General features: G+C 65.3%; 16 protein-coding genes and 1 pseudogene. 5 read left to right on the top strand and 12 right to left on the bottom strand.

Annotation, left to right across the window (positions count from 1 at the left end; genetic code table 11):
* Window positions 1-60: 60 nt before the first annotated feature.
* The 7 genes from ACZ9J7_RS16730 to ACZ9J7_RS16700 form a co-directional block, all read right to left on the bottom strand.
* Window positions 61-729, bottom strand: a complete 669-nt coding sequence (locus ACZ9J7_RS16730) for a lysophospholipid acyltransferase family protein (protein ID WP_476210975.1) — start codon at window positions 727-729, stop codon at window positions 61-63.
* Complete coding sequence (locus tag ACZ9J7_RS16725; RefSeq protein WP_476210974.1) at window positions 716-1,432, bottom strand: HAD hydrolase-like protein; 717 nt, start codon at window positions 1,430-1,432, stop codon at window positions 716-718. Before ACZ9J7_RS16725 ends, ACZ9J7_RS16730 begins: the two co-directional genes overlap by 14 nt.
* 79 nt (window positions 1,433-1,511) lie before the next feature.
* A complete protein-coding gene (gene uvrA / locus ACZ9J7_RS16720) occupies window positions 1,512-4,433 on the bottom strand; it encodes an excinuclease ABC subunit UvrA (RefSeq protein WP_476210972.1) in 2,922 nt (973 codons plus the stop codon).
* Window positions 4,434-4,480: 47 nt separating this feature from the next.
* The gene (locus ACZ9J7_RS16715) at window positions 4,481-4,861 is read right to left on the bottom strand and encodes a GntR family transcriptional regulator (RefSeq protein WP_476210970.1); all 381 of its coding nucleotides are present in this window, start codon (window positions 4,859-4,861) and stop codon (window positions 4,481-4,483) included.
* The gene (locus ACZ9J7_RS16710) at window positions 4,858-6,576 is read right to left on the bottom strand and encodes an ABC transporter ATP-binding protein (protein WP_476211886.1); all 1,719 of its coding nucleotides are present in this window, start codon (window positions 6,574-6,576) and stop codon (window positions 4,858-4,860) included. The genes ACZ9J7_RS16715 and ACZ9J7_RS16710 overlap by 4 nt, the downstream gene beginning before the upstream one ends.
* Before the next feature lie 92 nt (window positions 6,577-6,668).
* Window positions 6,669-8,399, bottom strand: coding sequence for an ABC transporter ATP-binding protein (locus ACZ9J7_RS16705; RefSeq protein WP_476210969.1), 1,731 nt, complete (start codon window positions 8,397-8,399; stop codon window positions 6,669-6,671).
* Between the two features lie 153 nt (window positions 8,400-8,552).
* Window positions 8,553-9,332 (bottom strand): trans-aconitate 2-methyltransferase, encoded by a 780-nt coding sequence (locus ACZ9J7_RS16700; protein WP_476210967.1) that lies wholly within the window; start codon window positions 9,330-9,332, stop codon window positions 8,553-8,555.
* Between the two features lie 96 nt (window positions 9,333-9,428).
* On the opposite strand from ACZ9J7_RS16700, the gene ACZ9J7_RS16695 reads away from it, so the two are divergent.
* Window positions 9,429-11,969, top strand: coding sequence for a DEAD/DEAH box helicase (locus ACZ9J7_RS16695; protein ID WP_476210966.1), 2,541 nt, complete (start codon window positions 9,429-9,431; stop codon window positions 11,967-11,969).
* 39 nt (window positions 11,970-12,008) lie between these two features.
* Entirely contained in the window at window positions 12,009-12,110 is a 102-nt protein-coding gene (locus ACZ9J7_RS16690; RefSeq protein WP_476211885.1) for a hypothetical protein, read from the top strand.
* Between the two features lie 14 nt (window positions 12,111-12,124).
* Here ACZ9J7_RS16690 and ACZ9J7_RS16685 read toward each other — a convergent pair.
* Window positions 12,125-13,195: pseudogene (locus ACZ9J7_RS16685) on the bottom strand (IS110 family RNA-guided transposase); the annotation flags it as partial.
* 385 nt (window positions 13,196-13,580) lie between these two features.
* Here ACZ9J7_RS16685 and ACZ9J7_RS16680 point away from each other — a divergent pair.
* Window positions 13,581-14,087: an N-acetyltransferase family protein gene (locus tag ACZ9J7_RS16680; RefSeq protein WP_476210964.1), complete on the top strand. Its 507-nt coding sequence runs from the start codon at window positions 13,581-13,583 to the stop codon at window positions 14,085-14,087.
* Between the two features lie 64 nt (window positions 14,088-14,151).
* On the top strand, window positions 14,152-15,417 hold the full coding sequence (locus tag ACZ9J7_RS16675) for an alpha/beta fold hydrolase (protein WP_476211884.1): 1,266 nt from the start codon (window positions 14,152-14,154) through the stop codon (window positions 15,415-15,417).
* Here the strand turns inward: ACZ9J7_RS16675 and ACZ9J7_RS16670 are convergent.
* From ACZ9J7_RS16670 to ACZ9J7_RS16660, 3 genes are all read right to left on the bottom strand, one after another.
* Window positions 15,403-15,936, bottom strand: a complete 534-nt coding sequence (locus ACZ9J7_RS16670; RefSeq protein ID WP_476210962.1) for an MFS transporter — start codon at window positions 15,934-15,936, stop codon at window positions 15,403-15,405. The genes ACZ9J7_RS16675 and ACZ9J7_RS16670 overlap by 15 nt on opposite strands.
* A 17-nt stretch (window positions 15,937-15,953) precedes the next feature.
* Window positions 15,954-16,745, bottom strand: a complete 792-nt coding sequence (locus ACZ9J7_RS16665) for an MFS transporter (RefSeq protein WP_476210960.1) — start codon at window positions 16,743-16,745, stop codon at window positions 15,954-15,956.
* Between the two features lie 130 nt (window positions 16,746-16,875).
* Window positions 16,876-17,904: a TerC family protein gene (locus tag ACZ9J7_RS16660; protein WP_476210958.1), complete on the bottom strand. Its 1,029-nt coding sequence runs from the start codon at window positions 17,902-17,904 to the stop codon at window positions 16,876-16,878.
* 313 nt (window positions 17,905-18,217) lie between these two features.
* Here ACZ9J7_RS16660 and ACZ9J7_RS16655 point away from each other — a divergent pair, with 313 nt between their 5' ends.
* Window positions 18,218-19,537, top strand: a complete 1,320-nt coding sequence (locus ACZ9J7_RS16655; RefSeq protein ID WP_476210956.1) for an ABC transporter substrate-binding protein — start codon at window positions 18,218-18,220, stop codon at window positions 19,535-19,537.
* Between the two features lie 111 nt (window positions 19,538-19,648).
* Here ACZ9J7_RS16655 and uvrB read toward each other — a convergent pair whose 3' ends face one another.
* Window positions 19,649-21,763, bottom strand: coding sequence for an excinuclease ABC subunit UvrB (gene uvrB / locus ACZ9J7_RS16650; RefSeq protein ID WP_476210955.1), 2,115 nt, complete (start codon window positions 21,761-21,763; stop codon window positions 19,649-19,651).
* Window positions 21,764-21,800: the final 37 nt, after the last annotated feature.

Raw genomic sequence — 21,800 nt, 5'->3', positions numbered from 1 at the left:
AGCCGGGTGTCCTTGCCGGCCGGCGCTTCCGCACCGGCCGGGCAGCCCCGGAGCGCCGGACTACTCTGCTGACTTGCTCTGGTTGTAGCTGGCGGACCTCTCCTGGCCGCTGAGGGCGGCAATCGCGTCCATGATGCGGTCCGTCACTTCGCGGCGGGCCGGCAGTGAGTGGTCCGGTCCCGTCTTGTCGAAGTACAGCGGCTCCCCCACCTTCATGGTGAAGTGCTGGGGCCGGACGCCCTTTTCGCCGGCGCGCTGGAGCTTCTCGGTCCCGATCAGGCCGACGGGAATCACGGGTGCCCCGGTGGTGAGCGCGAGCCAGCCGACACCGGTGCGGCCACGGTACAGGATGCCGTCCCGGGAACGGGTCCCTTCCGGGTAGATACCGATGCCACGGCCGGACTCGAGGATGTCCAGCAGGGTTTTGAGCGCCTGGACGCTGGCGGCCTGTTCACCGCGCTCCACGGGAATGGAGCCCACGGACTCGAAGAAGGCTTTCATGACCCTGCCCTTGACTCCGCCCGTGGTGAAGTATTCGGCCTTGGCGAAGAATGCCACGGGGCGGGGCATCAGCGCCTGGACAATCACGCTGTCGAAGAAGGACAGGTGGTTGGGCGCCACGATGAAGGGGCCGTCGGACGGGACGTTTTCGAGTCCGACGACGGTGGGCCGGCAGGTGCCGCCGATCAGGTTGCGCGTGGTCCAGCGGACGGCATCAAACATTTCCATCGTTGCTCACCCCGCTCATGGCCGCGGTGTGGACAGACTGGAGCCGCTCAATGACCGCCACCAGCTCATCCCCCGTGCTGACGACGGCGACGGATCCGGCTTCCTCCAGCTCCCCGTCCGGGGCAAATCCCCAGGCAACGCCAATGCAGTCAAGCCCGTTGGCGATGGCTCCGGACACGTCCTGGGCGCGGTCGCCCACCATGATGGCGTGCTGCGTATCAAGGTCGCGCAGGGCGGTGGCGATGATCTGGGTCTTGCCCAGCGGAACGCCTTCCATTGCCGTTTCGTCATCAGCCGAGCCATGGATGCCGTGGAAGAAGCCGTCGATGCCGTGGTGCGCCAGCAATTTGCGCGCCAGCCGCTGGGGCTTTTGGGTTGCCACCGCCACGGGCCGGCCTGCCTCCGCAAAGGACTCGAGGATCCCGCGGATGCCCGGGTACAGCCTGCTCTGGGCGATGCCCTTGGCGACGTAGTGCTCGCGGTAGAGCCGGACAACCTCTTCAAGGTGTTCGGCCGGGACGTTGGCCACGTTAAGCAGGGAGTCGCTCAACTTGGGGCCGATCATCGCATCGAGCAGGTCCTGGCCGGGAACCGGAAGCCCCAGCCCGCGGAGGGCTGAGGCAATCCCCTCGGTTATTCCACCGGCGGGATCGACAAGAGTGCCGTCCAGGTCAAAGATCACGGGCACTGTTGTTGAAGTCACCGGGCTAGTTTCTCACGACAGCAGGAGTGCCTGAAACTCGCATTCCCGTTGAGGAATACTTCGCTGTGGTTTCGTCCTGTCAGCCCAGTATTTCGGCCAGGAATTTGCCGGTGTGGCTGGTGGCGGACTTGGCCACCTGCTCCGGCGTTCCTGCCGCAACGATCTGGCCGCCGCCGGAACCGCCGTCCGGCCCCAGGTCAACGAGCCAGTCGGCGCTCTTGATGACATCGAGGTTGTGTTCGATGGTGATCACCGTGTTGCCCTTGTCCACCAGCCCCTGCAAAACCATGAGCAGCTTCCGGATGTCCTCGAAGTGCAGGCCGGTGGTGGGCTCGTCCAGGACGTAGATGCTGCGCCCGTTGGACCGCTTCTGCAGTTCAGCCGCGAGCTTCACCCGCTGTGCCTCACCGCCGGAGAGGGTGGTGGCCGGCTGGCCCAGGCGGACGTAGCCCAGGCCCACATCCACCAGGGTGTTCAGGTGGCGTGCGATGGGTGAGAACGCGGCGAAGAATTCGGCCCCCTCCTCGATGGGCATGTTGAGGACATCGGCGATGGTCTTGCCCTTGTAGTGAACTTCCAGGGTTTCCCGGTTGTACCGGGCTCCGTGGCACACCTCGCACGGGACATACACGTCCGGCAGGAAGTTCATCTCGATCTTCAGAGTGCCGTCACCCGAGCACGCCTCGCAGCGGCCGCCCTTGACGTTGAACGAGAAACGGCCCGGAAGGTAGCCGCGTACCTTTGCCTCGGTGGTCTCGGCGAAAAGCTTACGGATGTTGTCAAAAACGCCGGTGTACGTGGCCGGGTTGGAGCGCGGGGTGCGGCCGATGGGGCTCTGGTCCACGTGGACCACCTTGTCCAGGTGTTCCAGGCCCTGGACCGTCTTGTGCCGGCCGGCCACCTGCTTGGCACCGTTCAGCTTGTTCGCCAGCACCTTGTAGAGGATCTCGTTGACCAGGGTTGACTTACCCGAACCGCTCACGCCCGTCACCGCAGTGAACAGTCCGAGCGGGAAGGCGGCGTCGACGTTGACAAGGTTGTTCTCCCGCGCGCCTACGACCTTGATCTCGCGCTTCTTGTCGTACTTCCGGCGCTTCTTCGGTACCTCGATGGCCTTGCGGCCGGACAGGTAATCGCCGGTCAGCGATTCCCGGTTGTCCAGCAGCTCTTTGTAGGTTCCGGAGTGGACCACCTGGCCGCCGTGTTCGCCGGCACCGGGTCCGATGTCGACGATCCAGTCGGCCACATGGATGGTGTCTTCGTCGTGCTCGACGACGATGAGGGTGTTGCCCATGTCGCGGAGCCGGGTGAGGGTTTCGATGAGGCGGCGGTTGTCACGCTGGTGCAGGCCGATGGAGGGCTCGTCGAGAACGTAGAGCACGCCCACCAGTCCCGAGCCGATCTGGGTGGCGAGCCTGATGCGCTGGGCCTCGCCGCCGGAGAGGGTGGCGGAGGGACGCTCAAGGTTGAGGTATTCCAGGCCGACGTCCAGGAGGAAGGTCAGGCGGGCCTGGATCTCCTTGAGGACCTGGTGGGCGATCTGGGCTTCGCGTCCGGTCAGCACCAGGTTGTTCAGGAACTCCGCGCAGTCCCGCATGGGGAGGGCGGCGACCTCGGCGATGGACTTGCCGTTGATCAATACTGACAGTGATGCCGGGTTGAGGCGTGCGCCGTTGCAGGCTGGGCAGGGAACCTGCCGCATGTATTCCTCGTACCGGTCGCGGGCCCAGTCCGAGTCCGTCTCGCCGTGCTTGCGGTGGACGTACTGGATGGCGCCTTCGAAGCCGGTGCTGTACTTGCGTTCGCGGCCAAAGCGGTTGCGGTACTGCACTACCACCTTGTGGTCCTTGCCGTGCAGGACGGTCTGGCGCACGTCCTTGCCCAGCTTCTCCCACGGCGTGGTCATGGAGAAGCCGACTTCCTTCGCCAGGCCTTCCAGGAGGCGGTTCCAGTATTCGGTGGTGGCAGTGCCCAGCGACCACGGGGCGATGGCACCCTCCGACAGCGACAGTTCCGGGTTGGGAACGATGAGTTCCTCATCCACTTCCAGCCGGGTGCCGATTCCGCTGCAGGCGGCACAGGCGCCGAACGGGTTGTTGAACGAGAAGGAGCGGGGCTCGATCTCGTCGATCGCGAGGGGGTGCTCATTGGGGCAGGCAAGATTTTCCGAGAATGCCCGGATACGTTCCGGCGCGTCTGCTTCGACGTCCACGAATTCGGCGAGGACGCGGCCTTCGGCCAGGCCCAGGGCGGTCTCGATGGAATCGGTGAGCCGCTGGCTGATGCCGTCCTTGACCACGAGCCGGTCCACCACCACCTCGATGGTGTGCTTGAACTGCTTGCCCAGCTTGGGAGGATCACTCAACTGGACCAGGTTTCCGTCCACGCGTGCGCGGGAATAGCCCTTGGCGCTGAGTTCCTTGAAGAGGTCCACGAACTCGCCCTTGCGTCCGCGTACCACCGGCGCCAGGACCTGGAAGCGGGTGCCCTCGTCGAGTTCCAGGAGCTGGTCCACGATCTGCTGCGGGGTCTGCTTGGATACCGGCTCACCGCAGACGGGACAATGCGGCCTGCCGACACGGGCCCACAGCAGGCGCATGTAGTCGTAGATCTCAGTGATGGTGCCCACCGTGGACCGCGGGTTCTTGCTGGTGGATTTCTGGTCGATCGACACTGCCGGGGACAGGCCTTCGATGAAATCGACATCGGGCTTGTCCACCTGGCCAAGGAACTGGCGTGCGTAGGCGGACAACGATTCGACGTAGCGCCGCTGGCCCTCCGCGAAGATGGTGTCGAACGCCAGCGAGGACTTGCCGGATCCGGAGAGGCCGGTGAACACGATCATGGCGTCGCGGGGCAGGTCGAGGTCCACGTTGCGCAGGTTGTGCTCCCGCGCGCCCTTCACCACGAGGCGGGAGAGGTCCGGCCGCTGCGGGGCAGCGGAAGGGACGGCGAGGGAAGTGGAGGGGGCAGGGGTTTCTTCAGCTAAGGCTTTAGGCACCCCATAATGCTAATCGAAAACTTTTTCGAACACTGACGGTTCCGCCCTCAGGGAACATCGTAAGCGGCGGCCAGCAGCTTCACGGCTTCGGCGAAGCTGGCACCTTGGGATTTGGCGACGGCGGCGTACGCGGCGGCCGCTTCCGAGAGGCCTCCCAGCCGCTCATCCCGGGCCGAAACCACTGTCCCGTTCCGGCCCCGGGTGGCAACGACACCGGCAGCCTCCAGTTCCTTGTATGCCCTGGCGACCGTGTGCGGGGCGACGTCGAGTTTCTCTGCGAGGGCGCGGACGGCGGGGAGCCTGGTGCCGGGCGCCAGCGCACCGTTGTCCGCCAGGTGGATCACCTGGAGACGCAGTTGTTCGAACAGCGCCACGCTGCTGGCAGGGTTGGGGCGCCAGGTTCCAGGAAACCCGTCCGGGGCGGTCACAGGCCGCCCTCCAGGACCTCATTGCGGCCGTCCCGTTCGGCGAACTGGGCGTCGTAAAGCTTCGCGTAGTAACTGTCGGCGCCGAGCAGGCTTTCGTGCGTGCCTTGTTCGACGATGCGTCCGTGGTCCATGACGAGAATTAGATCAGCGTTCCGGATGGTGGACAAACGGTGGGCGATCATGAAGCTGGTCCGTCCGTGGCGCAGCCGCTGCATTGCTTGGCGGATGAGCAGTTCCGTCCTGGAGTCAACGGAACTGGTTGCCTCGTCCAGCACGAGGACGGCGCGCCCGGCCAGCTGCGCCCTGGCGATCGTAAGGAGTTGCCGCTGCCCCTGACTCAGGGGCTCCCCTCCGTTTTCCAGCATCGTGGCATAGCCGTGGGGCAGGGACCTGATGAAGCGGTCGGCATGAGTGGCTTCCGCGGCCGCGACAATCGCTGCGCCCGGCGCCCCGGGCAGTCCGTAGGCAATGTTTTCCCGGATGCTGCCGTCGAAGAGCCAGGAATCCTGGAGAACCACCCCGAACTGGGCCCGCAACTGGTCGCGCGGTATTGCCGCGATGTCCCGGCCCCCCATGGTGATGGTGCCGGATGCAGGTTCCAGGAAACGCATCAGGAGGTTCACCACGGTGCTCTTGCCTGCACCGGTGTGTCCCACGATGGCTACCGTCTGGCCCGGCTCCACGGCGAAGGTGAGGTTGCGCACGGCGGGCACGGCCCCGGGGTAGCCGAACGTGACGTCGTCGAAAACGATGCGCCCGCCGGCCAGCCCGCCGGTGCCATGGCTGCCCTGCTCCGGCGGGTCCTCGCCCGCGTCCAGGAGCACGAAAACCCTTGCGGCCGATGCTGCGCAGGACTGCATCACGTTGAGCAGCCCGCCGACCTGTCCCACGGGCTGGCTGAACAACCGGCTGAACTGGATGAACGCCTGGACCCCGCCGATGGTCATGGCTCCAGCGATAATCTGGAGGGCTCCCACCACCGCGACCAGGATGTAGTTGAGGTTGGACATGAGCACCATCAGCGGCTGGACCACCCCGGCCGCATACTGCGCCTTGGTGGCCGCCCGCGCCAGGCGTCCGTTGCTGCGGCTGAAGACGTCCGCCGCGTATTCCTGGCGGCCGAAGGCTTTGATGACTTCATGGCCGCTGATGAATTCCTCGACGTGGCTGTTCAGTTCGCCGGTCTCTGTCCACTGCCGGGCGAAGTGCTCCTGGGACCGCCGGGCCACCAGGACGGTGATCAGCGTGGAGACGGGGACGGTGGCGATGGCGATCGCCGCCAGCAGCGGCGAAATCCACAGCATCATGGCCAGCGAGCCGCACAGCATCAGGACGGACACGATGAGCTGCGTCAGGACCTGGTTCAGTGCTTGGGCGATGTTGTCGATGTCGTTGGTGGCACGGCTCAGCACATCCCCGCGGGACCGGCCCCGGAAGTAGGTGGACGGGAGGCGGTGCAGCTTATCCTCCACAGACGCGCGCAGCCGATACATGAGCCCCTGCACCGCACGCGCAGTCAACGCCCCCTGTATCCAGTTGAACAGGGATGCGAATACGTACATCAGGGCAACCGCTGCCAGCAGGGCTCCGAGTCGTTGGTCGAGGCTGCCCTGCATGACGCCGGCCACCACTTCGTCGGTGGCGTCTCCCAAGTACTTTGGGGCTGCCACGTTGAGGACAGCGAAGGCGCAGGTGGCTCCAATGGCCCCGAACATCTGGAGCCGGAAGGGCACCAGGAGGCCGAGGAGCCTGCGCGCAGTGGGCCAGAACCTGTACTCCTTGTCCTTGGCTTCTCCCTCCCCTGCCGTCACAGGGTGCCGTCCAGCGCGAGCTGTGATTCGGCAATTTCCCGGTAGGTTGCCGACGTTTCCAGCAGCTCGCGGTGCGTGCCCCGGGCAACGAGGCGGCCGTCGTCGAGCACGAGGATGAGGTCTGCGCCTGCCACGGCTGAGATGCGTTCGGACACCATGATGACCGTTGCATCGGCAAGCGCCTCATCCAGCGCGAGCCGCAACCTGGTGTCTGTGTCGTAGTCCAGGGCCGAGAAGCTGTCGTCGAAAAGGTAGACGGGTGCCTTCCGCACCAGGGCCCTGGCGATGCACAGCCGTTGCCGCTGGCCGCCCGAAAGGCTGGCTCCACCCTGTCCGACGGGGGTGGCGAGCCCCAGTGGAAGGTCTCCCATGAACCGCATGGTCTGCGCCGACTCCAGTGCCGCCCAGAGCGCGTGGTCGGGGGCTGTGGGTGCTGCCATCCTCAGGTTGTCGGCGATTGTCCCGGTAAACAGATGGGAATGCTGGGGCACCACGGCCGTGGCTGCGCGGAGCTGCTCCAGCGACAGGTTCCGGACGTCATGGCCGGCCAGGGTGACGCTGCCCTCGGTTGGGTCGAGGAAACGGGGGATGAGGTTCAGCAGCGTTGTCTTGCCACTTCCGGTGGAGCCGACAATTGCGGTGGTGGTGCCGGCAGCGGCGGTAAAACTGATATCCGCGAGCACCGGCGCCTCAGCTCCCGGGTAGGCGAAGCCGACACCCTGGAAAGTTACGGCTGCCGGCCGCGTAGTGTCCACCCGGAGCTGCCCCCCGGCCGCGGCTGGGCTGCTGACAGACGGCTCCGTATCCAGCACCGCCTGGATGCGTTCGGCACAAACGGAGGCCCGCGGCGCCGTCATCAGCACATACATTGACATCATGATGGCCAGCAGTATCTGCATGATGTAGGCGATGAATGCCGTGAGCGCGCCGAGGTTCATCAACCCCGCCTGGATGCGGTGGCCGCCGAACCACACCACGGCCACCGAGCTGATGTTGACCACCAGCATGATCATGGGCAGCATCCCGGCCACCAGGAGTGCCGAACGCAGGTTGTTGGCGGTCAGCCGGGCGTTGGTGGCCGCGAACCGCCGCATTTCATGGCCCTGGCGGACAAAGGACCGGATCACATCTGTACCGATGATCTGTTCGCGCAGGATGCCGCCCGACCGGTCCAGCAGCTCCTGCCCTTCCCGGTAGAGCGGGATGAGGCGCCGGACGATCGAGTACATGACCAGCAGGAGCAGCGGGACAATGACGATTACCACCGCGGACAGGGCCACATCCTGCTGGACGGCCAGGACGATCCCGCCGATGCCCATGGCCGGCCCGGCGAAGAGCATGGTGAAGACAAGCAGGGCGAACGCCTGGATCTGCTGGACGTCGTTCGTGGCGCGCGTGGTCAGGCTGTGGGTTCCGAACAGGGCCACATCCTGTGAGGAGAAGGACTGGATCCGGTTGAAGACGTCCGCCCGCAGCCGGTGCCCGATCTTCATCGCAACAAGCGCGCCGACATAGCACGCAGCAATGGCGGACGCCGCCTGCACCACCGCGATGGCTGCCATGAGCACACCGAGCCGGGAGATCACCCGGGGTTGGCCAGCCACGATTCCGTCATCAATGATGGCTGCGTTCACGGTGGGCAGCAGCAGGTTTGCCGCTGCCTGGACCAGTTGGAGGACGATGATCGCCCATACGTGCCCGCGTTGGCCGGCAAGCTGCCGCCTCATTAGTCCGACCAGCAAAATACCCCCTGTACATGCCTACGGCCGACCAGGGGCCAGCGGCTTGACCCCTCAACTACAGAGGCCATTGTAAGCCAGATCACTTTCAGCTGCTGTCACACGCTGTGACTGGTCCGAAAACAGGTTGGGAGGGCGGCGCTAACCCGTCTTCCGGCCCACGGCGAAGATCCGCCTGAAGGGAAACACCGTGCCATGGGGCCCGCCCGGATAGGCCTCCCGCAGGGCCGCCGCGTACTCGGATTCAAAGCGCTTGGCATCCTCGCTCCCAAGGGCGCCCATCACCGGCCGCAGTGCGGTGCCGCGGACCCACTCCAGCACGGGGTCCGGCCCCTGCAGGACGTGCTGGTAACTGGTTTCCCAGGCATCCGCGGCCCAGCCGGCGTCGAGCAGGATGCCCAGGTAGTCCCGCGGCTCCCCCACGGTTTCCCCGCCCCGCAGCACGCCGCCCAGCCTGCCTGACCAACGTTCGGACGCTGCGAGCTCCCGCATCAGGGAATGGGACGGGGCGTTGAAGTTTCCGGGCACCTGGAAGGCAAACCAGGCCCCGGGCGGGAGGACATCGAGCCACCGGCGCATCAGGTCCTGGTGGCCGGGGACCCACTGGAGCGCCGCGTTACTCACCACGACGTCCGTCCCCGCCGGAGGCATCCACGTTGCGATGTCCGCCTGTTCAAACGACAGTCCCGGAACGTCCTTTGCCAGCGGGGCTGCGCGTGCCAGCATCTCGGCGGACGAGTCCAGGCCAACCACCCGGGCTTCGGGCCACCGTTCGGCCAGCGAGGCGGTCAGGTTCCCCGGACCGCAGCCGAGGTCGACGACCCGTGCCGGACGGTCGGCATGGATCCGTCCGGTGAGATCGAAGAACGGCCTGTTCCGGTGGTCATCGAACTGGACGTACTTTGCGGGGTCCCATTTCATGAATTCTCCAGGTTCTAGCATGCACACGGGCAAGGCGAAGCCTAACCCGGCCGGGGCGCCCCTTCGGCCCGCAACGTGGCACTAAGGTTGAAGTCAATGAAACTCGTTGACCAGCTGAGCGATCTGTCCGTCCCCAACGCCGCCGCCGTCGACCCCGACGCCCTGTACAGCCGTTTTGTGGACTGGACCGAATCCCGGGGCCTGTCGCTGTACCCGGCACAGGACGAGGCCATCATGGAGCTGGCAACGGGGGCCAACGTCATCCTCGCCACCCCGACGGGATCCGGTAAGTCACTGGTGGCCATTGCCGCTCACTTCCAAGCCATGGCCCAGGACCGGCGAAGCTACTACACCGCGCCCATCAAGGCGCTGGTGTCCGAAAAGTTCTTTGCGCTCTGCGACATCTTCGGCGCGGAGAACGTCGGCATGATCACCGGTGATTCCGGGGTTAACCAGGATGCACCCATCATCTGCTGCACGGCCGAGATCCTGGCCAACATCGCCCTGCGGGAGGGCTCCGCGGCGGAGCTCGGAGCGGTGGTCATGGACGAGTTCCATTTCTACTCCGACCCGCAGCGCGGCTGGGCCTGGCAGGTGCCGCTCCTGGAGCTTCCGCAGGCACAGTTCCTCCTGATGTCCGCAACCCTGGGCGATGTCAGCCGGTTCGAAGAGGGGCTGTCTGCGCTCACGGGCCGCGCCACCACCACGGTGAGTTCTGCGGAGCGGCCCATTCCGCTGCATTACTACTACCACCAGACCCCGGTCCACGAAACGCTGGAGGAGCTTCTCTCCACCAGGCAGGTGCCGGTCTACGTGGTGCACTTCAGCCAGCTTGAGGCGATCGACCGCGCCCAGAACCTGATGAGCATCAACGTGTGCACCCGGGAGGAAAAGGACAAGATCGCGGACCTCATTGCCAATTTCCGGTTCGCCGCCGGTTTTGGCAAGACACTGAACCGGCTGGTCCGGCACGGAATCGGTGTACACCACGCCGGCATGCTGCCCAAGTACCGCCGGCTGGTGGAGCAGCTGGCCCAGGCCGGACTCCTTAAGGTGATCTGCGGGACGGACACGCTGGGCGTTGGCATCAACGTCCCCATCCGCACCGTGCTGCTCACCGCCCTGAGCAAGTACGACGGCGTCCGAACCAGGCTGCTCAACTCACGCGAGTTCCACCAGATTGCGGGCCGGGCCGGCAGGGCGGGTTACGACACCGCCGGGACGGTGGTGGTCCAGGCGCCCGAGCACGTGATTGAAAACGTCAAGGCCATGGCGAAGGCCACGGCAAAGTTCGGCGACGACCAGAAGAAGCTCCGCCAGGTGGTTAAGAAAAAGCCGCCCGAAGGTTTTGTGTCCTGGGGTGAGCCCACGTTCAAACGGCTGGTGGAATCCGTCCCGGACCCGCTGACGTCCAGCTTCACGGTGACGCACGCCATGCTGATGAACCTGATGGAACGGCCCGGCGATCCCTTCGCAGCCGCCAGGCGGCTGCTCACCGAAAACCATGAGCCGCGCTCCTCCCAGTTGCGGCTCATGAAGAAGGCGCTGGGAATCTACCGCGAACTCCTCGCCGCCGAAGTCATCGAGCGGATCCCGCCGCAGGAACAGGGCCCGGATGGCCGCACAGTGCGCCTGACGGTACACCTGCAGCCCAACTTCGCCCTGAACCAGCCGCTCTCCCCCTTCGCACTTGCCGCACTGGACCTCCTTGACCCGGAGTCGCCGTCGTACGCCCTGGACGTGGTGTCCGTCATCGAGGCGACCCTGGAGAAACCCCGGCAGATCCTCTCGGCGCAGCAGAAGAAGGCCCGCGGCGAAGCTGTGGCGGCCATGAAGGCCGACGGCATCGACTATGACCAGCGGATGGCCATGCTGGAGGACGTCACCTACCCGCAGCCGCTCGCGGAAATCCTTGGCGAGGCCTTCGAGGTGTACCGCAAGGCCGCGCCATGGGTGGGCGACTTCGAACTCGCCCCCAAGTCCGTGGTCCGGGATATGTACGAGCGGGCCATGAACTTCGGCGAATTCGTTCAGTTCTATGGGCTGGCCAGGTCCGAGGGCATCGTGCTGCGGTACCTGGCGGACGCCTTCAAGGCACTCCGGCAGACGGTGCCGCAGGACATGCTCCGTGAGGACCTGGCGGACCTGACCGCCTGGCTCGGTGAGCTGGTCCGGCAGGTGGACTCGAGCCTTCTGGACGAGTGGGAAGAGCTGGCATCCGGTGTGATGCCCACGCCGCACGACGCTCCACCACCCCCGCCGCCGTCGCTCACCTCCAACATCCGCGCCTTCCGGGTGATGGTGCGGAACGAAATGTTCCGCCGCGTGGAGCTGTTCGCCGACGAGGACGCCACGGCGTTGGGAGAGCTCGACGGCGCCGCCGGCTGGGGTGCCGGGCGCTGGGAGGATGCGCTGGATGACTACTTCGACGAACACGACGACATCGGGACGGGACCGGACGCGCGCGGCCCCGGTTTGCTGATCATCACCGAAGAACGCGGGACCTGGAAGGTGCGCCAGATCTTCGACGACCCTGCCGGCAACCACGACTGGGGCATCTCGGCGGAGGTGGACCTGGCGGACTCCGACGCGACCGGAACGGCCGTGGTGCGGGTGACGGATGTGAACCGGCTCTAATACGAAAGTAGGGTTCGTCAGGCTGCGGTGGCCGGGGTGATGGTGACGTTGAAGCCGAGGTTGTTGAGCTTTTTGATGGCGTTGTTTTTGGCTTTGATCGGGTCCAGGTGGGTGAAGTGGTCGGGCCCGGGGTCGGCGTAGCATTCGCCGTCGGCGAGCATGTGCCAAACGGCGGTGAGGATGGAGTGTTCCAGGGCCACGGTGGCTTTCATGGGTCCTCGGCGGGCGGCGATGCGCCAGTATTTTGCGGCCAGGTAGGTGTTCTTGCTTCGGGAAGCGGACAGGGCTGCGATGCCCAGGGCGCCTTTGAGGTATTTGTTGCCGGGCAGGATGTGGGCTGACTTGATCCGTCCGGCGGATTCGTTGGCGCCGGGGCAGACGCCTGTCCAGGAAGCGAGCCGGCCGGGTGTTTCGAAGCGGGACATGTCCGCGCCGGTTTCGGCGATGATCACGTCGGCGACTTTGAGTGAGACTCCGGGGATGGTGGCCAGGAATTCCCTGGCGGCACGAAAGGGCTCCATCGCTTCCTCGATTCGTCCGGTGAGGGCGTCGATGATGCGGGACTGGGCATCGATCTGGTCCAGATGCAGCCGGGCCATGAACGCGTGGTGGGCCTTGAAGCGGCCGGTGAGGGCCTCCACGAGCTCGGGGATTCTTGAGCGGAGGGTGCCTTTGGCGAGGCCGGCGAGGACCTCGGGGTCGCGTTCACCGCTGACAAGGGCCTCGAGCATCGCCCGGGATGAAACACCGGTGAGGTCCGAGACCACGGAGGAGAGCTTGATCCCGGAGCCTTCGAGGAACTTCTCCAGGCGCTGGATCTCGCGGGTCCGGTCACGGATGGCAATGGCCCGGGCCCGGGTCAGGTCCCGCAGTTCCCGGATTGGCTCGGGCGGAACGAACGAGGCCCGAAGCAGTCCATGCGCACCGAGCTGGGCGAGCCAGGCCGCGTCAGAGACATCGGTTTTGCGGCCCGGGATGTTCCGTGCGGCCTTGGCGTTGACCAGCATCACCGGAAGGGTTTCTTCGAGGAGATAGAAGAAGGGTTTCCAGTAATCGCTCGTGGCTTCCATGACGACCGTGGTGACGTGCTCGCCCTCCAGGAAGTCCCGCAGGGCGAGGATCTGGGCTGTGGTTGCGCCCCACGTTGTGACCGTGGAGGTGTAGGTTCCGGCCCGCTGCCCGGGCAGCCGGAGACAGACCTTCGCGTCGCGTTTGGAAATATCCATTCCCGCGGCTCGCTCGTGCACGATATCCATAACTGTTCCTCCTTGACACCCCGACTCGACCTTGGTGGCGTCTGCCGCGGGGAGGACAGGAAAATTCAGGAATCTAACACTCGTGCTCCAAAGGCAACAATCCACGGTTCCCGTGGAAGCCCTCCGCGCCACGCTAGCCCACAGGCTCAACCACGGCACCATAGACGGACCGGCGTCCACCACGGCAGACACCACCATGATCTGCCCAAAACCTCATCCGCGGCCAGAGCCGGCGGCGAGGCAACCGCATACTTTCTCCCACCACGGCGCGCCAGCGACGCTGGACCGCTAGCCCCGGGCTGGCCTGGCGCATCCCCTGCGGCGGGCGCGCCGGAGCCGGCGGTAAGCTCGGATAATGAGTGTAATCCGCCCCGCAAACCGGCAAGACGTACCCGCCATCCTCCGGATGATCCACGAGCTGGCACGTTACGAGAAGGAACCCGATGCTGTCCGGAACACCCCGGAAATGCTGGAGCGGGCCCTGTTCGGATCGAACCCGAGTGTCTTTGCCACCATGGCCGAGGACAGTGCAGGCGAGGTGCAGGGTTTTGCGTTGTGGTTCCTGAACTATTCCACCTGGGAGGGCGTGCACGGGATCTACCTGGAAGACCTGTACGTCAGCCCGGACGCCCGCGGCGAAGGGCACGGCAAGGCCCTCCTCCAGCACCTCGCGTCGACCGCCGTGGAGAACGGCTACGCGCGCGTGGAATGGAGCGTGCTGGACTGGAATGAGCCCTCCATCAACTTCTACCGCAGCCTCGGCGCCCGGCCCATGGACGGCTGGTCCACGTTCCGCCTGACGGGCGTGGAACTGGACCGTTTCGGCCAGGCAACCTCCCTTCCCGCTGCTGCCCGTGGCTGACGTGCGCCGGGCGGCGGCCCCCGCTGCGGGACACGAGGTCAGGGCCAGGCACGAATTCCGCGGGATGCGCACGGTGGAGCACTACTTCACCGTCCCTTTGGACCATGCCGCGCCCGCCGGCGAGGCCATCACGGTTTTCGCCCGTGAGTACGTATCTGCGGCCCACACCCCCGAGGCTGCCGCTCAACTTCCCTGGCTCCTCTTCCTGCAGGGCGGCCCGGGCGGGCGCGGCAACCGGTGGGGCTCCCTGGGCGGCTGGAGCAAGGCCGCAGCGCAGGACTTCCGCATCCTGATGCTGGACCAGCGCGGCACCGGCCTCTCCACTCCCCTTGACCGCAACACCCTTCCCGCCCGTGGGACCGCCGCTGAACAAGCCGCGTTCCTGGAGCACTTCCGCGCTGACTCGATCGTGGCGGACGCGGAGTTGATCCGCCACGCCCTGGATTCCCCTCCCTGGACCATTTATGGCCAAAGCTATGGCGGCTTCTGCGCCTTGACGTACCTGTCCTTGGCCCCGGAAGGATTGCGCGAAGCCCTCATCACGGGCGGCCTGGCCCCCCTCGCCGGCAGCGCGGACGACGTCTACCGGGCCACCTATCAGCGCGTGGCGGCACGGAACGACGAATACTTCGGCTGGTATCCGGAAGACCGGGAGACGGTGGAACGCATCGCCGGCCACCTGCGCCGCACCCCGGAGTTCCTGCCCGACGGCAGCCCGCTCACGGTGGGGCGGTTCCAGATGGCGGGCGCATTCCTGGGCGGCAACACCCGCGTGGACAGCCTGCATTACCTGCTGGAGGACGCGTTCGTGGAAACGTCCGGTGTTCCCCGGCTGTCGGACACGTTCCTGGAACAGATGCAGGCGGTGGTCTCACGACGATCAAACCCGCTGTATGCGCTGATGCACGAGTCCATCTACGGCCAGGACCAGGCCACCAACTGGTCAGCCTGGCGGATGCTCGGCGAGAACCCCTGGTTCAGGCCTGACGCCGAGCCACTGCTCCTGACCGGCGAAATGGTATACCCGTGGTACTTCGAACAGGACCCCGCGCTTGAGCCGCTGCGGGACGTGGCTGACCTGCTGGCGGCCAAGCAGGATTGGACGCCACTGTACGACCCCGCGGTGCTGGCGGCTAACACCGTTCCGGCGGCGGCGGCGGTGTACACGGATGACATCTACGTGGACCGGGATCTGTCCCTGCAGACGGCAACCGCCGTGAACGGGCTGCAGGTCTGGGAGACTGCCGACTTCCATCATGACGGGATCGCCGACGACGGTGAGCGGATTTTTGCTCGACTGCTGGGCATGGCACGCTCAGGCGGCCGCTGACCGCCGGCGTGATGTCCGGGTGACGACGGCGGCGCCCAGGAAGGCTGCTCCGACCAGTCCGCCGAGCAGGTTCAGGCCGAGGTAGCCGGCGTAGCCCAGGACGAGCCCGGACGCCGCCCCGCCTACGGCACCTGCGGCGCCCATCAGCATGTCGGACACGCCCTGCACGGCCACCCGGGCTTCCCTGCCGACGCTTTCGGCCAGCAGCGTGGAGCCGGAGATTGTCGCCGCAGACCAGCCCATGCCCAGCAGGACCAGCCCCACGGCCACCGCGCCGGTTGAGGACTCCCCCAGGCCGGCGACCGCGACGGCAGCGATCAGCAGCATGAAGCCAATCATGATGGTCTCCAGCCTCCCTGCCCTGTCGGTCAGCCATCCCATCAACGGAGACAGCGCAAACATCCCGGCGATGTGCAGGGAGATGGTGAACCCGATGAGCACCAGTACGTCCCCGGCGGTAATGTGGCCCGCGTGCTGGCCCGGCCCCTCCACCAGGTGCTGCAGGTGAAGAGGAGTCATGGACATGACGCCCACCATCACTGCGTGGGCTGCGACGACGGCGGAAACTGCGAGCAGCGCCGTCCGGGAACCGCGAATGGCCTGCAGGCCGCGGTGGAGCGACCCCCGGCCGTGTGGCGGGCTGCGGCCGGGCGTTCCCCTTCCCCAGGCACGGTGGGAACGGTGGATGCCGCTGCAAGTTGGCGTGCCAGCAGGAGCGGGTCCGGCCGCAGGCCCGCGAACAGGAGCACCGCGGCGATGAGGAGACCGGCCCCGGAAATCACGAATGGGCCAGCGATGGGGGGAAGGCCCAGGAGTGTTCCCACGACCGTTCCGGGCTGGATGAGGTTGGGTCCGGCGACGGCGCCAACCGTGACCGCCCAAACCACCGTGGACAGTGCCCGGCCGCGGTGTTCGGCGCCGGCCAGGTCCACGGCGGCAAACCTTGCCTGCAGGCTCGCTGCCGTGCCGACGCCAATGCCTGCCGAGCCGAGCACCAGCAGGACGAAAAGCCCGGACGCAACGGCCAGGACCATGAGGACAGCGCCGGCCAAGGCAGCCGAGAGGCCGGCCACCTGGCCAGCCCGCCGTCCACGGCGTTCCGCCAGCGAGGCCAGCGGCAGGGCCGCCGCGGCGGCGCCCAAGGTCATCACGGTGGCCACCGAACCCGCCCAGGCGCTGGAACCGGAGAGTTCCACGGCGAGGATGGAGCCGATGGACACGGTTGACCCGGTCCCGAGTCCACCAAACACCTGGGCCACGCTCAGCAGCAAAACGGTTCGCCGCTGCACACGGCGCGCGTCCGGATCCATCACAAGCGTGCGGCCCATGATCTGAGCATAGTCCTGCGTCCACGCGTCCCACAGGGGTGTGGACCGATGCGTCCTGCGGAGGCTTAAACAGGTAATCCCGGCCGCGTGGGCGGCCGGGATTACCTGTCGTGTTGACGCGGGCAGGTGCCTACTCGGCGTCGCTGTGGCTCTTCCGGGCGTCCTCTTCGAGCCGCGGATCGATCTTGGCGGCCTGGGCCTTGGAGCTGAGCAGGCTGGCGATAACGGCGACGATGATGGTGCCCACAATCACGGCGAGTGAGACGAAGGTGGGGATTTCGGGTGCCCACTCGATGTGGTGTCCGCCGTTGATGAAGGGAAGCTCGTTGACGTGCATGGCGTGCAGGACAAGCTTGACGCCGATGAACGCCAGGATGAAGGACAGGGCGTGCTTGAGGTAGATGAGCCGGTTCATCAGGCCGCCCAGCAGGAAGTAGAGCTGCCGCAGGCCCATCAGGGCGAACAGGTTGGCGGTGAACACGATGAAGGGGCTCTGGGTGAGGCCGAAGATCGCGGGGATCGAGTCCACGGCGAACAGCAGGTCAGTGAGGCCGATGGTGATGAAGACGATCACCATGGGGGTGAAGACCTTCCTGCCGTTGACGACGGTACGCAGCTTGCCGCCGTCGAACTTCTCCGACATCGGGATAACCTTGCGGATCTTCGCAATCAGCGGGTTCTCGCGGTCCTCTTCCTCTTCACCCTCGTCCTGGGCCTGCTTCCAGGCTGTCCACAGGAGGAAGGCGCCGAAGATGTAGAACACCCAGCTGAACTGTTCGATGACGATGGCACCCAGCGTGATGAAGATGCCGCGCAGGATGAGCGCAATGATGATGCCCACCATCAATACTTCCTGCTGGTATTTCCGGGGCACGGAGAACCTGGCCATGATGATGATGAAGACGAACAGGTTGTCGATGCTGAGGCTGTACTCGGTTACCCAGCCTGCGACGAACTGGCTGCCGAATTCGGGCCCGGTGAATGCGAACATGGCTCCGGCGAATGCCAGGGCAAGGGTGACGTAGAAGGTTACCCACAGGCCGGCTTCCTTCATGGACGGTTCGTGCGGGCGCCGCACCACCAGGAGAAGGTCAACCAAGAGAATCAGGCCGAGGACGGCAAATGAGCCAACCTCAAACCACACAGGCAAATCGAGCACGGGAAAGCCTTTCGCAGGGTACACAAAATGGTGTAAGTCTCTCCGGCCGGCGTTCGCACTGTGTGCTGATGTGGCGGCCCGCTACGCCCGGCAGGGCAGCTTTGCCCTGCGTGTTGACGATCGTAGCGCTTGGGATACTCCCCTACGTGCCTATAACTCTACCCCAGGCACTCGCGGGAGCGCTCCGGTCAGCACCCGCGGGATAACGTTTTCCAATTTTCATTGACGCCCGGCGAAGGCCCTTGCAATAATCGCTCGCAGCGAGAAAGCGGTTTCTCGTCCAACCTGGGTCACTTTCAGAAAGTCAGGGTCAATGAAGACTTCCCTTCGCTCCGGCATCGTGCTCAAAACGCTCGCCGCGGCCGCCACGGTCACCATGCTCGCCGCCGGCTGTACGCCCGCGTCATCGACCGACGGCGGCGGAAACGTCACGGTCCGCTTCACCTGGTGGGGCAACGACCTGCGGAACAAACAGACGCAGCAAGTGATCGACGCCTTCCAGGCCTCGCATCCCAACATCAAGATCCAGGCTGAACCCGGCGTGTGGAGCAGTTACTGGGACAAGCTCGCCACCACCACCGCCGCGAACGACTCTCCGGACGTAATCCAGATGGACCAGGCCTACATCGCTGAGTACGGCGGCCGGGGTGCACTCCTGGACCTGTCCAGGCAAAGCAACATCGACACGTCGAAGATCGACCAGGATGCTTTGAAGTCCGGTCAGGTGGGCGGCAAGCAGTACGGCCTGAGCACGGGGCAGAACGCCAAGGCGGTGATGATCAACACCAAAATGTTCCAGAATTACGGGGTGCCCGTCCCGGACGACAAGACCTGGACCTGGGATGACTACGCAAAGACTGCCGCCGCTGTGGCCGCTGCGGCGGCCAAGGCGGGCCAGACCAACTACGGCAGTTCCTACTCGCTGACGGACTCCGATCTGAACACCTGGGCCATGCAGCACGGCGAGTCGCTGTACTCGGCCGATGGCGGACTTGGCTTCAAGGAGGCCACGGCCACGTCCTTCTTCCAGAACGTGCTGAACCTGCGCAACAAGGGAGCTGCCCCTCCGGCCAACATCGCCACGGAGGACATCAGTGCGCCCGTGGAACAGACCCTGTTCGCCACCGGCAAGACGGCAATGTCCTGGTGGTGGACCAACCAGGTCAACGCCCTGCAGTCCGCGCTGAAGACCGACGTGAAGATCCTCCGCGCCCCCAGCTCCGCCGGCAGCGCCAAGGAGAACGGCATGTCCTACAAACCCTCAATGTTCTGGTCCGTTTCCTCGAGGAGCAAGCACCCGAAGGAGGCTTCAGAAGTTGTCAACTACATGCTCAACAACCTGGATTCGGCGAAAACGATCCTGACCGAGCGCGGCTTTCCCACGAACACGGATGTCCAGGCGGCCATCGACCCACAGCTGACGCCCGCGGATAAGGCCGCTGCGGCATTCCTGAAGGACATCAAACCGGAGCTCAAGAGCGGCCCTCCTGTCCCTCCCACCGGTTCTTCCGGAGTCCAGGCGTTGATCCAGCGCTACAGCACCGACGTCCTCTTCGACCGCAAGTCCCCCGCCGACGCTGCGAAGGGCCTGATGCAGGAAGCAAAGGCCATGATCGACTCGGCCAGGAAGTAAGTCAGGAAGCACATCGCCAACAAGAACGGCGGACACCCCACCAGCAGGGTGTCCGCCGTTCCCGGCTTTCAGGCCGGCGCGCTGGCGGCACAGGGTGCCCGGACCGCCAAGCTAGGCGTGGCCTGCCGCCTGCATCTGGCGCAGCTCCTTCTTCAGTTCGCTGACCTCATCGCGGATCCTTGCCGCCACCTCGAACTGCAGCTCCGCCGCGGCTCCATGCATCTGTTCGGTGAGCTGCCCGATCAGGCCCACCAGGTCCTCGGCCGGTGCGGCCGCCAGCCCGTCGGAACGGACCTGCGCAGCGCCCTTCTTGGCCCCGGGCTTGTTAGCCCCCGTGATGCCACGTTTGCCCTTGCCGTAGTCGAAGCTGCCCAGCAGCGCATCGGTATCGGCGTCTTCCTTGGCCAACTGGTCCGTAATGTCCGCGATCTTCTTCCGCAACGGCTGGGGATCGACGCCGTGTTCCTTGTTGTACGCAACCTGGATGGCGCGGCGCCGGTTGGTCTCATCGATGGCGTTGGCCATGGAGTCGGTAATCCGGTCCGCGTACATGTGCACCTGGCCGGAGACGTTGCGGGCGGCACGTCCGATGGTCTGGATCAGCGAGGTGGAGGAGCGCAGGAAGCCTTCCTTGTCCGCATCCAGGATGCTGACCAGGGACACCTCCGGAAGGTCCAGGCCTTCACGGAGGAGGTTGATGCCCACCAGGACATCGAAGGACCCCAGCCGCAGCTCACGCAGGAGCTCCACGCGCCGCAGGGTGTCGACGTCGGAGTGCAGGTATTCGACTTTCACGCCGTGGCCCAGCAGGTAGTCGGTGAGGTCCTCCGCCATGCGTTTGGTCAGCGTGGTCACCAGGACGCGCTCATCCTTCTCCACGCGGGTCTTGATCTCGCCCAGGAGGTCATCGATCTGCCCCTTGGTGGGCTTGACCACCACCTCGGGATCCACCAGGCCGGTGGGCCGGATGATCTGCTGGACGAAACCGTCCGCCTTGCCCAGCTCGTACTTGCCGGGGGTGGCGGAGAGGTAAACGGTCTGGCCCACGCGTTCCAGGAACTCGTCCCACTTCAGCGGCCGGTTGTCCATGGCAGAAGGTAACCGGAACCCGAAGTCCACCAGGTTCCGTTTGCGGGACATATCTCCTTCGTACATGGCGCCGATCTGGGGGATGGTCACATGGGACTCGTCCACCACCAGCAGGAAGTCGTCCGGGAAGTAGTCGATCAGGCAGTGCGGCGCGGTGCCGGGCCCGCGGCCGTCAATATGCGCCGAGTAGTTCTCGATGCCGTTGCAGAAACCCATCTGCTGCATCATTTCGAGGTCGTACGTGGTGCGCATCCGCAGCCGCTGGGCTTCGACGAGCTTGTTCTGGCTTTCCAGCACCTTGAGCCTGTCTGCCAGCTCATCCTCGATCCGCTTGATGGCCCGAGCCATCCGTTCCGGGCCGGCCACATAGTGGGAGGCCGGGAAGACGTACATCTCTTCCTCGTCGCGGATGACCTCGCCGGTGAGCGGGTGGAGGGTGTGGATGCTCTCGATCTCGTCGCCGAAGAACTCGATCCTGATGGCCAGTTCCTCGTACATGGGAATGATTTCCACGGTGTCACCGCGCACCCGGAAAGTGCCGCGGTGAAAGTCCATGTCGTTGCGGGCGTACTGCATGGAGACGAACTTGCGGAGGAGGTCGTCCCGATTCATCTCGGCGCCGCGGCGGAGGGTCACCATGCCGGAAATGTATTCCTCGGGGGTTCCCAGGCCGTAGATGCAGGACACCGTGGCCACCACGATCACATCGCGGCGGGTCAGCAGCGCGTTGGTGGCGGAGTGTCGGAGCCGTTCCACTTCCTCGTTGATGGAGGAATCCTTCTCGATAAAGGTGTCCGTCTGCGCCACGTACGCTTCGGGCTGATAGTAGTCGTAGTAGGAAACGAAGTATTCCACGGCGTTGTTGGGCAGCAGTTCGCGGAACTCGTTGGCGAGCTGCGCCGCAAGGGTCTTGTTCTGCACCATAACCAGGGTGGGCCGCTGCACCTGCTCAATAAGCCAGGCGGTGGTGGCGCTTTTGCCGGTGCCGGTGGCACCCAGCAGCACAACGTCCTTCTCGCCGTTGTTGATGCGCTCGGTCAGCTCCGCGATGGCGGCCGGCTGGTCGCCCGCGGGCTTGAACTCACTGATCACTTCGAAGGGCGCTACAACACGGTTGATCTCCTGCGCAAGGCTCATGAATCTAATTTACCGCCGGGCACCGACATGGAACGGC

The sequence above is a fragment of the Pseudarthrobacter sp. TE9888 genome (assembly GCF_056279345.1).
This window is presented reverse-complemented; position numbering and strand designations above follow the sequence as displayed.

What these genes read in the sequence shown, in the direction of transcription:
- ACZ9J7_RS16730 (WP_476210975.1), bottom strand. Translation starts at nt 729, where the DNA reads ATGGAAATGTTTGATGCCGTCCGCTGGACCACGCGCAACCTGATCGGC.
- ACZ9J7_RS16710 (WP_476211886.1), bottom strand. Translation starts at nt 6,576, where the DNA reads ATGTTCGGGGCCATTGGAGCCACCTGCGCCTTCGCTGTCCTCAACGTG.
- ACZ9J7_RS16705 (WP_476210969.1), bottom strand. Translation starts at nt 8,399, where the DNA reads ATGAGGCGGCAGCTTGCCGGCCAACGCGGGCACGTATGGGCGATCATC.
- ACZ9J7_RS16700 (WP_476210967.1), bottom strand. Translation starts at nt 9,332, where the DNA reads ATGAAATGGGACCCCGCAAAGTACGTCCAGTTCGATGACCACCGGAAC.
- ACZ9J7_RS16695 (WP_476210966.1), top strand. Translation starts at nt 9,429, where the DNA reads ATGAAACTCGTTGACCAGCTGAGCGATCTGTCCGTCCCCAACGCCGCC.
- ACZ9J7_RS16690 (WP_476211885.1), top strand. Translation starts at nt 12,009, where the DNA reads ATGGTGACGTTGAAGCCGAGGTTGTTGAGCTTTTTGATGGCGTTGTTT.
- ACZ9J7_RS16680 (WP_476210964.1), top strand. Translation starts at nt 13,581, where the DNA reads ATGAGTGTAATCCGCCCCGCAAACCGGCAAGACGTACCCGCCATCCTC.
- ACZ9J7_RS16675 (WP_476211884.1), top strand. Translation starts at nt 14,152, where the DNA reads ATGCGCACGGTGGAGCACTACTTCACCGTCCCTTTGGACCATGCCGCG.
- ACZ9J7_RS16670 (WP_476210962.1), bottom strand. Translation starts at nt 15,936, where the DNA reads ATGACTCCTCTTCACCTGCAGCACCTGGTGGAGGGGCCGGGCCAGCAC.
- ACZ9J7_RS16665 (WP_476210960.1), bottom strand. Translation starts at nt 16,745, where the DNA reads ATGGGCCGCACGCTTGTGATGGATCCGGACGCGCGCCGTGTGCAGCGG.
- ACZ9J7_RS16655 (WP_476210956.1), top strand. Translation starts at nt 18,218, where the DNA reads ATGAAGACTTCCCTTCGCTCCGGCATCGTGCTCAAAACGCTCGCCGCG.
- uvrB (WP_476210955.1), bottom strand. Translation starts at nt 21,763, where the DNA reads ATGAGCCTTGCGCAGGAGATCAACCGTGTTGTAGCGCCCTTCGAAGTG.